Genomic DNA, 12,824 nt, shown 5'->3' with positions numbered 1-12,824 from the left:
CGCTAAAAATCCATTGCTGAGGGTGTTCACTGCCGCACAGGCAGCTTAGAAAAATCGAACTTACTAACAACGGCAACGATTTCAGTTCACTGCCGCACAGGCAGCTTAGAAAAAACGGTGAAGGCGTTGATTTACAAAACTTTATGTTCACTGCCGCACAGGCAGCTTAGGTTAGTCAGTTAAAGGTTTTAAGATTTAACTGACTAAGATTTGTGAGGATGAAAAAGAAGTGTTATTTACCAGATTGGCGCATATAACGCAAAAACTCGCTATCACCTTTAAGAACCATCATATCATTAGGTTTGTTAAAGGAGTTTTGATAGGCCTGCATTGAACGATAAAAACGGTAAAACTCCGCATCTTTACCAAAGGCATTAGCGGCAATATTAGCAGCTTCAGCATCACCTTGACCACGAATGGTTTCGGCTTGTTTGTAAGCATCTGCTAAAATAACTTTTTGCTCACGTTCAGCTTCGGCTTTAATCGTTTCGGCTAATTCGTTACCTTGTGAACGATGCTCACGCGCTTCACGCTCACGCTCAGTACGCATACGATTATAAATAGACTCAGAAATTGTTTCTGGGAAATCGACACGTTTAACCCGCACATCAACAACTTCAATACCAAACTCTTTACGCGCAATTGCTGAAGTTTCTTGGGTTAATTGCGTAATCATTTTGTCGCGTTGACCAGCAACCATCTCATGCACCGTCCGCTCAGACACTTTATTTTTTAAACTGTCATTGACGCGCGCCAGCAATAACATTTCGGCTTTTTTGTTATCACCGCCTGTGACCGTAAAATATTTTTTGACATCAACAATACGCCACAACACATAAGAATCAACAATCAAAAATTTGTTTTCTTGGGTTAAGTATTCTGTGCGCTCAATGTCACTAATTTGGGTGCGAATATCAAATTTTTTCACTTCGTGCATAAATGGCATTTTTATACCAATCCCTGCACCAATGTTAGATTCAATAATTTCACCAAATTGTACCAAGATACCGCGCTGGGTTTCACGAATGGTATATAAAGTATTACTCAACACACTTAAGGCAATTAAGATTATTGACAAGGTTTGCATGGTTCTTGGATTCATGATTAACGTCCCTCACCACGACCTTGACGGCCTTTTCTAGTTTGCGGATCTAATTCGGGAATTGCTTGGTTAGCTTGTGGCAAGTTTTGCATCACTGAGTTATTCATCATTTTGTCTAAAGGTAGATAAAACATATTATTACCATTACCTTCTACAATAACCTTGTTAGTACGACTTAATACGCTCTCCATGGTTTCTAAATACAAACGCTGTCTAATGACTTGTGGCGACTTTTTGTATTCAACCACTAATTGATCAAAACGTGCGGCATCACCTTTGGCTCGATCAACCACTTCTAGTTTATAGGCGTTAGCTTCCGCCAATAAACGCGCTGCCTGACCTCGTGCTTCTGGCACAATACCATTGGCATAGGTTTCGGCTTGGTTTTTTAGGCGTTCTTTGTCTTCTTTGGCACGAATCACGTCATCAAATGCAGCTTTAACTTCTTTGGGTGGTAATGCTTCAATGATGTTAACACCTGTTACTTCCAAACCTGTTTTGTATTGGTTTAGGTAGCCTTGTAAACGTGGTTTGATGTCTCTGGCTAAGGTAGCACGACCTTCATTGAGCACTTGACCCATTTTTGAACCGCCGACAACGTGTCTTAATGCACTTTCTGTGGCATGTAATAAACTTAATTCGGGCTGAGACACTTTTAGTAAATAATCAACAGGTTGGGCAATTCGATATTGCACACTTAAATTGATCTCAACAATATTGGTATCTTCAGTAATCATGCGTGCGGTTAATGGAACTTGCTCAACCTTTTGAATATTAATCTTTTTTACTTCATCAACTAAAGGAATTGACCAATGTAAACCTGCACTTTCGGTACTGCTGTATTTACCAAAGCGCAAAACCACCGCTTCTTCGGCTTGTTCAACACGATAAAAGCCGCTTAATACCGTTAACGCACCAACCACTATTAAGGCTATTTTAAAAGGTGCAGTATCTGGATTACCTTGTTGACCACCATTGCCAAACCATTTATCAAAATTTTGGTTGATTTTCTTCAAAAAATCATCAATTTCTGGCGGTCGTTGGCCATTAGAGCCACCATTGTTGTTACCACCATTCGGCTGATTCCACGCCATGCTTTACCTCATTATTAGGACTGTGGTTTTTTACCACTCAGGAACAATTTCAGGGTCAGAAAGTCCTACATCACTACGTTTTAAACCCATACGCCGCAACAAAATATCCAATTCCGATAATGACAGCTGAATCTTTAATTGACTCGAACCATCTTCATTAAGCTGTTCATCTTGCACGGTATTGAGCGCAAATAATTGGGCGCGTAGTTTGGCATACTGAGGGGGCATCTGTAGTGTAAAATTTTGCAAATCTTCGACTAATAATTCAGCTAATGCCTGCTCTAACAGCTCAATGCCTAAATTATCACGTGCGGATAACCACACTGCACATGGCTTGCCTTCTGCATCATAATCTATACGTGGAGGATGACTTTCTAAACAGTCAATTTTGTTATAAACCATCAAAATACGACTTTCACTGCCAATTTCGGCTAAAACCTCATTCACAGCCGTAATTTGAATGTCGCGTTCGCTACTGGCCGCATCAACCACATGCAATAATAAATCTGCTTCAACCGTTTCTTCTAAGGTTGCTCTAAATGCTTCTACCAATTGGTGTGGCAAATGACGCACAAAACCTACGGTATCTACCAAAACCACAGTGCCTAAACTACCAATATTAATGCGTCTTAAGGTTGGGTCTAAGGTGGCAAATAACTGGTCAGCGGCATACACTTCTGCTTTGGTTATACGATTAAATAAGGTGGATTTACCCGCATTGGTATAACCGACTAAGGAAATAGTGGGAATAGCTGCTTTTTGCCGTGAAGCACGACCTTGATGACGAGTTTGGCGGACTTTATCTAAACGCTCGGTTAACATCACCACCCGATTTTTGAGCAAACGGCGGTCAGTTTCTAATTGTGTTTCACCAGGCCCACGTAAGCCAATACCACCCTTTTGCCGTTCTAAGTGTGTCCAACCACGAACCAAACGTGAGCTAAGATGTTGTAATTGGGCAAGTTCGACCTGTAGCTTGCCTTCAAAAGTCTGCGCGCGTTGAGCAAAAATATCTAAAATAAGTCCTGTTCTATCCAAGACTCGACACTGAAAGGCGCGCTCTAAATTACGTTCTTGTGCAGGGCTTAAGGAATGATTAAATAAGACTAATTCCGCGCCTGTTGCTTGTACCAATTGGGCAATTTCATCGACTTTACCTGAACCTGCATAAAATTTCGCATCAGGCTTTTGTCTCGAACCAGTTACTATCGACAAAATCTCTGCACCTGCCGATAAAGCCAATAATTTAAATTCACTTAAGTCTTCATCTTGTGAATACTGTTTTAACTCTAAATGCACAAGGATGGCTTTTTCGCCCCCTTGATGTCGTTCAAAAAATTCCACTAATCGTTTCTCTCTTAAACTTTTAAACCTGTTGGTTTATTACTAATCCATTGGGCAAATTTGGCAATATCTGGATGTGTTGCTAATGACTCTAGCGTATTGTATTCCAGCTCCAATTGCTTATTACTTAGCATGTTATGGACATGATTATGACATGGCCGACATAGCCACGCGACCCGATGTTTAACCTCATTTCGATCAAACAAACGTTTATTGCGTTTGTTTTTGTGGCGGGTACGTGGAATTAAATGATGTTTAGTGACAATCATTTGTCGATGGCACAACTCACAACAGCCTGTTTGTTGTTGTCCTTCGTCATGTTGATTATCTTCTAACATATTTTTTCCTAAATAATGGGATTTAACACTCCCATCAGTTGTTGCATATCTTCTTTAAAACTCTCTGAGGCCAAATATTGCAAATGCAATGGCACTGCTAATTCTTTTTGTTTTTTTAGCGTAGAAACATTATCCGAAAGTTGCAATGTGACATTCATCGTACGTTTTAAATAAGAAAAACGAAAACCAATGGTGACCGTTGCCATTAACCACGACCAATCTAAAACTTCTTCTAAAGGAAAACGAGACGCTTGTTTATCAACAATGCCAATTTTTTGGCCAGTCTGATTTAAAACGGCAATCACTCCACTACTGTCGTTAAGCTCAAAATAAAAGCGTTGTTGTTGAATATTATCAGCCGCCGTTTGATTGAGTAACACAGTGACATGACGTGCTTTAAATAACAATAAACGACGCTCCATACTTTTTAAGTCTTTTTGTTGTTGCTCTAGCGAATTTTGCTCAGATATTTGCGTTTTTAATTGGCCAATTTGTAGTTGGGCATTTTGCTGCTGAGCTAAGGCGAGTTCAGCTTGTTGCCACAAATGCTGTTTAAAATCGGCTGCGGCTGGCCACCAACAACGCAAATATCTCATCAGTGGATATTGTTTAATCGCTAAGGCCAAATGAATCATTTGTTGAGGCTGCACCGTATTTGCTGAATTATTTAACAGCTCTTTGAGTTCGGTGGCGGTTTTTAACACTTGCTCTGCTTGAACTGTCTTTAAAAAAGAACTCATCTTATCTTGAGGGGCATATAACAAATACAATTGCTGTTTGCTACGCGTCATTGCCACATACAACAGGCGGCGTTCTTCCTCTAAGTTATCTTTGTGGCTAGAAGGTAATTGTTCTTCAGCACAACAAGGCACAAAAACAACAGGCCACTCTAAACCTTTAGCCCGATGAATAGACATCATTTGCAAACGAGGTTTGCTGTTATCACCCTGCTCGTTTTCTAAATGCAAACGACGTAAATGTGCCAAGAACGATAAAACACTGCCTTTTTTCTGTGCATAATTTATTAACGCATGAATATTTTGACAACGTTCTTCGCCCAATTCGGGAATTGCGGCATTCTTTTTAATGGACTCAAAATAATCTAATTCGCTCACCAACCAAGAGACCACCGAGCCTGCATCATGTTCCAATTGCTTGCTTAATTCTTTTAAGGTGTATGCTAATTTTTCTAAACGCTTTTGACTGGCTTCATTACTGGCCAAGTGTAAATTATTCGCCAAAAAATCGACTAACGAGCCATTTTGTTGCTGACCACGCGTTAAAAATTCGTTAATCCATTGTTGTGATAAATAACGGTTTGGCTGACGCAAAATTTCACCAAAACGGCGAATATATTGTTCGGTTAACTGGCCATTTTGTTGTTTGCGATAATCGGCTTCTTGACGGGCAAAGCCCAAATAGGTAAACAAAACTTTGACTTCAGGACGTTCATAAAAACGCGGATTGCCAATAATTTGATAGGCTAAATCTTCTTGAATCAGTTTGGCCTCAATCATCGCTGTTTGAGAATAAGAGCGCACTAAGATCATACAATCTGCAGCATTACCACCTTGTGCTAAATATTTTTTATATTCTTCAACCACATAATGAGCTACACCACTATCGTATTGAAAGCCTTTTAATTGAACGTTGCCACCAAAGCCACGTTGTGAAACTAAATCTTTCAGATGTCGATCGGTATTTTTGGCAATCACTTGGCCTGCCAATAAAGTTACTTCCGCAGGACAACGAAAGTTGTCAGAAATAATAAATTCTGTGGCATGGTAACGCTTTTTAAAATCTAAAATAAAACGAACATCCGCCCCACGCCATTCATAGATACATTGGTCATCATCACCAATCGCCATATAGTTGCGATGATCTTCGGTTAAAATATCGGCGATTTGTGCTTGGACTTTATTAACATCCTGAAACTCATCAACCAAAATAAAATCAAAGCTCGATTTTGCCCATCTACGAATTTCATCAAAACGTTCTAAGGCTTCCCACGCTAATAACAATTGATCATCAAAGGTAAGCAAATTTTGTTGTTGGCGAATTTGCTCATATAATTTATAAGCTTTTAGATAATAGGGATTCGAGTTTGTCGCTTGTGTTGCCCACTGCTGACAATGAATGGGTAGCTTGGCTTCTAACAAATCTGCATAAGCCAAATTGCCTTTGCAAATAGAAATAAAAGTTTGTAAATCTTCTTGATTAACATCAAGTTGATTAAAGTTTTGGCCAAGTTGTTTACCCAACTCTACTAAAGCACGCATCGACAATTGACTGCTGCGAAACTCAATTTGGCTTTCATCAAAATTAGGGAAATAACCCAACTTAATGGCGTGTTGAACAATTCGTCGGCCTAAAGCATTAAAGGTATAACAACTGGTATTTTGTACACCTAATGATTCAATTTTTTGTTTAATATCATTAACCGTTTCACGACTAAATGAACAAACTAAGATCCGTGTTGGATTAATATGATACTGTTCAACCAGATGTTGTACACGATGCGCCATGGTTGTTGACTTACCTGCGCCTGCAACGGCATAGACAATCGCTGCACCTTGATAATGCTCAACAATTGCACGTTGTTCGTCAGTTAAAACCACCATTGACACGAATTCCAAGCAGAGACCATAAAAAAATAGGACGTGCATAACACGTCCTATTTTTTGGGGTTGGCTATTAAGCTAAGTTAGCGTTAGCAAAATCCCAGTTCACTAAGCTTTCTAAGAAAGTAGCGATGTATTTTGGACGCAAATTACGGAAATCGATGTAATAAGCGTGTTCCCATACGTCAATCGTTAATAATGGCTTTTGACCGTGAACGATTGGGGTATCCGCATTGCCAGTTTTGGTAATTGCTAATTTGCCATCAGCACCAACCACTAACCATGCCCAACCAGAACCAAATTGTGTAGTTGCAGCAGCCGTAAATAACTCAACAAACTTTTCGTAGCTACCGAAGTCTGCATCGATTTTTGCAGCAATCGCGCCTGTTGGCTTGCCACCACCGTTTGGCTTCATGGAGTTCCAGTAAAAAGTGTGGTTCCAAACTTGTGCGGCATTGTTAAATACGCCAGCTTTGCTTGCATCACCAGCAACGGCTTGGATAATCGCTTCTAAATCTTTATCAGCTAAATCAGTATCTTTGATTAAGTTGTTTAAGTTAACAACATAAGCATTGTGGTGTTTACCGTGGTGAAACTCGATGGTTTCTGGAGTAATGTGTGGTGCAAGTGCGTCGTTTGCGTATGGTAAAGCTGGCAATGTAATGGCCATGAGGCTAGCTCCTAAATAAATATAATTCCCCCTTTTTTTAAAGGGGGTCAGGGGGATTTAGAGTTTATCAGCGTTTTCGGCTAAATAAGAAGCAACACCATCAGGCGTTGCAGTCATGCCTTTGTCACCTTTTTTCCAGTTTGCTGGGCAAACTTCACCGTGTTCTTCAGTGAATTGTAAGGCATCAACTAAACGTAATAACTCTTCCATATTACGGCCTAATGGTAAATCGTTAATAATTTGAGAACGAACGATACCGTTTTTGTCGATTAAGAAAGCACCACGGTAAGCAACACCACCGCCTGCTTCTACATCATAAGCCTTAACAATTTCATGAGTAATATCAGCAGCTAAAGTATATTTAACTGGGCCAATACCACCTGCGTTTACAGGTGTGTTACGCCATGCATTGTGAGTAAAGTGAGAGTCAATAGACACACCAACCACTTCTACATTACGTGCTTGGAAATCTGGAATACGGTGATCTAAAGCGATCAATTCAGATGGACAAACAAAGGTGAAGTCTAAAGGATAGAAAAATACTAATGCGTATTTACCTTTAGTCGCTTCAGCAAAGTTATAGCTGTCAACGATTTCGCCATTGGCTAAAACGGCTGGTACGGTAAAATCTGGGGCTGGCTTACCTACTAATACGGCCATGATAAACTCCTTTGAGTTAAATATGTGTTGTTATGACAGTCTAAAGACCTAGAGAATTACTAGGAATTTGGCTACCGCGAAAGATGAGGCTTTATTTATCATATTTCAAGCCGACAAAGGCGAGCATTCGTATTTTGTCACAACTTTTTAGATGGTTTGCATAAAAAACAAGCTTATTTGGTTTCGACTATGCTCAACCATCTCAGACTCTGAACCCTGAGCGAAGTCGAAGGGTAACTGTGATTGGATTGTTTTTTAGACATTTTTTAATTGGTGGCGGCGTTTGGCCAAGTACCAGCCACTCACAATCAAAATAATCAACAAGACACTCAAAAGATCTACTAGCCATTTTCCCCATGAACCGAATAAGCGGCCTGAATGTGCATCTAATAACCATTGTTCATAGCTTAATTGTGCTTGTGGCTGTTGAATTTCTTGCCAATTGATAGGCGTTGTGACAGGCAAAAAAGGACTAAAACTTAAAGATTGGGTATCTAATTGGTAGAGTTGCTCATTATTGGCTAGAACAATTATTTTTTGTTCTACCACAGCCATTTTTTGGGAAACGATAGATAAACCACGGCTTTTATCGACATGATCAATTAATTCGCCTGTTGGTAACAATAAAAGAATATGTTCTGGACACACCACCACTACTTCTTGAGATGATTTTGCCACACCCAATAAGCTAGAACACTCACCCAAGTTTTGTTGATTGAGCCATAAGCCTTGTTTATTTAGACTTAAGCTTTTATCGCCAATCAATTGTGTATTTGTGCTTGATAAACCATACCATTTTAGCCAAAACTCATTGTTAAGCTGTTGTTTATCAAGCTGTAAATCATTGGCATGATTAATTAATACACCACTAGCCAACATCCACAATAAAAATACACTCAAAACTACACCAATCCGTCGATGCCATTTTAGAACTTTTAAACGCCAATGCGTTTTTTTCTTCATGGTGTAGCACCTTTTTGGCTATCAAACATTAAGGCTAAACGCGCAACTTTTTGTAATGCCCAAACCGATAAAGTTGCACCTGTAATTCCATCTATTTTTTTGCTTAGCTTATCGTTTTTATCGAGGGTTAATCCTTGAAATTGCTTCGTAAAAAAGTTTTGTTGAACTTCCCCACCGCGACTTTCACGATAAACCAAAACATCTACCGCAACAATCTGATTATTTTCAATTACAACACCAGTGGTAATGGGTTGCTCTTTACCAATTTCATCCAAAATCCAAGCACTACGATTGCCTGACTGCCAATAACGCACTCTTAATCCTTGATAATTATGCCCCAAAATTATCGCTGCACGTTGTTGTAACGGTTTATTCAACCATAACACCTTATTTTCAACTGGTTGCTTTAAATATTTTTGAATAAATTCTTCATTGCTTAACGCCGCGTGTGCCATTGATTGCACCGTTAAACCAGCAATAAAAGCTACTATTCGCCACATAAACAACCTATGTTTAAAACTACTAATTGTGAATCATAACAAAAAAAGGCCTATATCGCTTTGATATACGCCTTTTTTCATCTTTAGAATGACATTTTAGCTTTCATGTTTAGAATGAAAAACCAATACCTAGATTAAATCCGTTTTTATCGGTATTGTTGCCATTAGGATCATCACGACGCTGTAAATCCGCTTTTACTACGGCACGCTCATCCAACCACCAACTAATACCTAATGACTTTTCTTGCCAATTAGAACTTACACTGTCGGCAGCCGTATTATCCCATTCGCTGTAACGAGCAAAAATACCTAAAGTCGGCAATACTTTTACCGAAGGCTCAACATACCAGCCTTCTTGCTCAGCATATTTAGTGTCCGCGATTGCTAAAGCTGATTTATTGACATCCCATTTGGCATACAAAGCACGTAAACCAAAAATATTTTTTTGCACAGCAATATGCGTTTCTAATAAATCAGCATCTAAATTTTGATTAGCAACTTTTGGCGAGCCTTGAGACATATCTGTTTGATGATGCCATGTTGCTCCCCATTCAAAACCAGCAATACCTGTATATTTGAGACGTGCGGTATAAGCTAAATCGCTACCATCAGCTTTAGAACCACGTTGGCGACCTTCTTTAATAGCTTTTGAGCCATCATTTTTTAAACCACTGGATAACATTGCATCATAACTTAAACCCGATACAATCTCACCAGAAGCCATTAAACCTGTTTCAAACCATGTACTAGGGATAATTTCGCGTTCTACTGGCGCACGAAACGTACCATAAAATGTATCAGGTTCATGGGTTTCATTTAAAATACCAACGGGTACTAATAACTGTCCTGCTGCAACACGGTGTTTAGGCAAATATTGATACTCTAAAAACAATTGCTCTAAAGCAACATAACCTTGTGTAGTGTTTGTTTTTGGGCTTTTGCCATCGGTATCAGTATCTGTATCTTTTACATAAGCATGTTCAATTTCTAATTCACTAGAAAATCTGACTTTATCATTAAACTTATGACCTACAAACAAAACAAAACGATAGGCATCAAACTCATCTTTTTCACCATCAATATGCTTAAAATATGCTTCGCCATAACCACCCAAAGTTGTATTTGCAAATGCAGAGCCAGCAGCTGATGTTTGTTTTTCGGAAGCGGCAACCAAGGCATCAATTTGTGCTTGTTGGGCTTTTAATTGCGCTTTTAATTGGGCTAAATCGTCATTAGCATAAACAGTAGAGATGGCTGCAGAAAGGACTAATGTGGCTACACTCAGCTTTAACATAGATAACTACCTTAGATGTGGCAAAATTTTTCAGGCAAATTTTATCAAAAATAAAACTAAATGCAAATTATTATCATTTAATTACTCACTAATTATGAAAATTGCATCTTTCTATGTGATGTTATGCACTAAAAAAATTGTTTTTGTTACTTTATCAGTTGCAAAAGGTTTACCTTTTGTTGATAAGATATTAGACTGTGGGGTGGAAAGACAAATTTCTTAACTTATACAATAAGAATCATAACTAATAATTTTTTATAAATGACAGACAATTTGCTGTGGATACCCTGACCACAGAAGGACTTCTTATGAACTCATTGGAAAATAAGTTTCCTTTTTCTCAGCTTCGACTAGTTGCTGCTATTGGATTATTTGCGGCATCCCAGTCATTGTTTGCTGCCGAAATTGCTGGTCGGGTCAATTTTGTTTCTGGCAGTGCGTTCGTCAGTAATGCCCAAAATCAACAGCGTAATGTATTCAAAGGTGATCTGATTTACGCAGGCGAAAAAATAGAAACAGGTAGAAATAGCCGCATCCAAATTAAAATGACTGATGGCGGTACAATTGTTTTACGTCCAAGCTCAACATTTGAAATTACCCAATACAGTTTTAGTAAAGACACGCCTGAATTAGGCACAGTCTTATATAATTTTATCAAAGGTGGTGCACGCGCGATTAGCGGAGCTATTGGTAAAGTTAATAAACAAAACTATAAATTTAATACGCCCGTTGCCACCATTGGTATTAGAGGGACAGATTATTCTGCTTCATTAGATGATAATAAACTACTTGTGACTGTCAGTGATGGAAAAATTAGCATTACTAATCAACAAGGTGAAGAAGAGGCAAAAGAAGGTGAAACTTTTGCTGTGAATGCCGACCAAAAGCCGACGTTATGTCATACTGTGAATACAGCTGGCGGTACTTGTGACCCTGTTTTTATTTCTTTAGATACAGATGACAATTTGTCTTTTTCAAAACAAAAAGTCAAAAAGCCAACCATTGAGAACTTTGCTACCTATGGTGCTTTTACCGAGGCAATGCGCCGCTATAAGTCTTTAGAACAAGAAGTGCAACGTATTGAAGATGATTTTAGTGTTAATGATGTTATAGAGAAAGCCACGAAACCTGTTGATACTCCCCGTCTCACTCCATTTGCCCAGACTGATTTGGCAGGATTTGATAATCTTGATAATGCCGAACTAAGTAATTTTTCTGTTGAAAACGCGATTGGTATTATTGAAAATGAATTAGATACGGATATCAATCAGGGCATGATTAATGATATTAATAATGAAGATATTCTTTTAAAGAAAGTTTTCAAGTATAAACTCGAAGAAGATACTACCGAAATCACATCAAAAGTTGCTTATAATTTAGCGGACTTTATAGATTTTAAAGGTTTCATTGAAAATCTATTTTTGTTAAATACTGATACACTTTATGGTAACAATATGCGTATGCAAGGTGTTGAGGTAGGTAATCCAAAAATTAACGTAGAATTAGGTAATAGTATTTTTGATGCGATTAATGTGCAGTTAGCAGCAGCAACACGTAACAAAAGTTATGCGTTAAATTTAGGCTTAAATGATAATAATTTATTTTCATTATTAGATGATAATAAAAACAATCAATTTGGTGGTTTATTAAGTATTCGTCAGGTAGCTATTTACGATAGAGATGGGCTTGGAGTTAAAGACTCAATTGGCGGTTTTTTACAAATTGGCAATGGTTCTCCTAGTGATGCTATTTTGGTCTTAACAGACGATAACACTCCTATCAAGGCATCTTTAGATCTATTTGAGATTCAAAGACTCCCCTCTTCTAAAGGATTTTTTGATTTAGCCAATAAAACAACTATCAATGTTAATTTACAAACTCCTAAAATACTTGCTAAGCTAGGTGGCGTTTATATAGGTAGTTTTAGCACTATTACCAATCGGGATACTGACAGTGTTGCAGTGCTTGAAGAAGTGACTGATAGTAGCTTTAATCGTAAATCGCTAATTAAAATATTCAAATAAACATTTTACACAAAGATCATCTAAAAAAAACGAAGATAGATTTACCCTCCTTGGTCATGATCAAGATCGAAGGAGGGTAAAAACATTGGTATTCAAAAAAAATCAATCACTCAAATTTTTATGCCTTTTTTTTCGTTTGCTCAGCTGGTAACACTTTGAGGTTAAGTTCTTTCAATCGATGCTCCTCCACTGTTGAAGGAGTTTCAATCATCAA

At 38.4% G+C, this 12,824-nt stretch carries 11 protein-coding genes; 1 reads left to right on the top strand and 10 read right to left on the bottom strand.

What is annotated here, in order from left to right:
* Nucleotides 1–232: 232 nt before the first annotated feature.
* The 10 genes from hflC to Q0212_RS01010 form a co-directional block, all read right to left on the bottom strand.
* On the bottom strand, nucleotides 233–1,102 hold the full coding sequence (gene hflC / locus Q0212_RS01055) for a protease modulator HflC (protein WP_297920906.1): 870 nt from the start codon (nucleotides 1,100–1,102) through the stop codon (nucleotides 233–235).
* Between the two features lie 2 nt (nucleotides 1,103–1,104).
* Nucleotides 1,105–2,196, bottom strand: coding sequence for an FtsH protease activity modulator HflK (gene hflK / locus Q0212_RS01050; RefSeq protein WP_297920903.1), 1,092 nt, complete (start codon nucleotides 2,194–2,196; stop codon nucleotides 1,105–1,107).
* Between the two features lie 30 nt (nucleotides 2,197–2,226).
* Complete coding sequence (hflX, locus tag Q0212_RS01045; protein ID WP_297920900.1) at nucleotides 2,227–3,540, bottom strand: ribosome rescue GTPase HflX; 1,314 nt, start codon at nucleotides 3,538–3,540, stop codon at nucleotides 2,227–2,229.
* A gap of 14 nt (nucleotides 3,541–3,554) precedes the next feature.
* Nucleotides 3,555–3,878 carry a hypothetical protein gene (locus Q0212_RS01040; protein ID WP_297920897.1) on the bottom strand — a complete coding sequence of 108 codons (324 nt, stop codon included), beginning with the start codon at nucleotides 3,876–3,878 and terminating at the stop codon, nucleotides 3,555–3,557.
* A gap of 8 nt (nucleotides 3,879–3,886) precedes the next feature.
* Entirely contained in the window at nucleotides 3,887–6,499 is a 2,613-nt protein-coding gene (locus Q0212_RS01035; RefSeq protein WP_297920894.1) for an ATP-dependent helicase, read from the bottom strand.
* Between the two features lie 73 nt (nucleotides 6,500–6,572).
* On the bottom strand, nucleotides 6,573–7,169 hold the full coding sequence (locus Q0212_RS01030) for a superoxide dismutase (protein WP_297920891.1): 597 nt from the start codon (nucleotides 7,167–7,169) through the stop codon (nucleotides 6,573–6,575).
* A gap of 57 nt (nucleotides 7,170–7,226) precedes the next feature.
* Nucleotides 7,227–7,829 (bottom strand): peroxiredoxin, encoded by a 603-nt coding sequence (locus Q0212_RS01025; protein WP_297920888.1) that lies wholly within the window; start codon nucleotides 7,827–7,829, stop codon nucleotides 7,227–7,229.
* Nucleotides 7,830–8,084: 255 nt separating this feature from the next.
* Complete coding sequence (locus Q0212_RS01020) at nucleotides 8,085–8,792, bottom strand: PepSY domain-containing protein (RefSeq protein WP_297920885.1); 708 nt, start codon at nucleotides 8,790–8,792, stop codon at nucleotides 8,085–8,087.
* Complete coding sequence (locus tag Q0212_RS01015; protein ID WP_297920882.1) at nucleotides 8,789–9,292, bottom strand: FMN-binding protein; 504 nt, start codon at nucleotides 9,290–9,292, stop codon at nucleotides 8,789–8,791. Before Q0212_RS01015 ends, Q0212_RS01020 begins: the two co-directional genes overlap by 4 nt.
* A 109-nt stretch (nucleotides 9,293–9,401) precedes the next feature.
* Entirely contained in the window at nucleotides 9,402–10,586 is a 1,185-nt protein-coding gene (locus Q0212_RS01010) for a hypothetical protein (protein WP_297920879.1), read from the bottom strand.
* Nucleotides 10,587–10,864: 278 nt separating this feature from the next.
* Here Q0212_RS01010 and Q0212_RS01005 point away from each other — a divergent pair, with 278 nt between their 5' ends.
* Nucleotides 10,865–12,610: a FecR domain-containing protein gene (locus Q0212_RS01005; RefSeq protein ID WP_297920876.1), complete on the top strand. Its 1,746-nt coding sequence runs from the start codon at nucleotides 10,865–10,867 to the stop codon at nucleotides 12,608–12,610.
* Nucleotides 12,611–12,824 lie beyond the last annotated feature (214 nt).

Origin of the sequence: uncultured Agitococcus sp. (genome assembly GCF_937920075.1) — a bacterium.
Taxonomy (GTDB): Bacteria; Pseudomonadota; Gammaproteobacteria; order Pseudomonadales; family Moraxellaceae; genus Agitococcus.
Note: the sequence above shows the minus strand (reverse complement) of the source record. Positions and strands in the feature narration are given on the sequence as shown.

Excerpts from the sequence above, each read along its gene's own strand:
- hflC (WP_297920906.1), bottom strand. The coding sequence starts at position 1,102 with ATGAATCCAAGAACCATGCAAACCTTGTCAATAATCTTAATTGCCTTA.
- hflK (WP_297920903.1), bottom strand. The coding sequence starts at position 2,196 with ATGGCGTGGAATCAGCCGAATGGTGGTAACAACAATGGTGGCTCTAAT.
- Q0212_RS01040 (WP_297920897.1), bottom strand. The coding sequence starts at position 3,878 with ATGTTAGAAGATAATCAACATGACGAAGGACAACAACAAACAGGCTGT.
- Q0212_RS01035 (WP_297920894.1), bottom strand. The coding sequence starts at position 6,499 with ATGGTGGTTTTAACTGACGAACAACGTGCAATTGTTGAGCATTATCAA.
- Q0212_RS01030 (WP_297920891.1), bottom strand. The coding sequence starts at position 7,169 with ATGGCCATTACATTGCCAGCTTTACCATACGCAAACGACGCACTTGCA.
- Q0212_RS01025 (WP_297920888.1), bottom strand. The coding sequence starts at position 7,829 with ATGGCCGTATTAGTAGGTAAGCCAGCCCCAGATTTTACCGTACCAGCC.
- Q0212_RS01020 (WP_297920885.1), bottom strand. The coding sequence starts at position 8,792 with ATGAAGAAAAAAACGCATTGGCGTTTAAAAGTTCTAAAATGGCATCGA.
- Q0212_RS01015 (WP_297920882.1), bottom strand. The coding sequence starts at position 9,292 with ATGTGGCGAATAGTAGCTTTTATTGCTGGTTTAACGGTGCAATCAATG.
- Q0212_RS01010 (WP_297920879.1), bottom strand. The coding sequence starts at position 10,586 with ATGTTAAAGCTGAGTGTAGCCACATTAGTCCTTTCTGCAGCCATCTCT.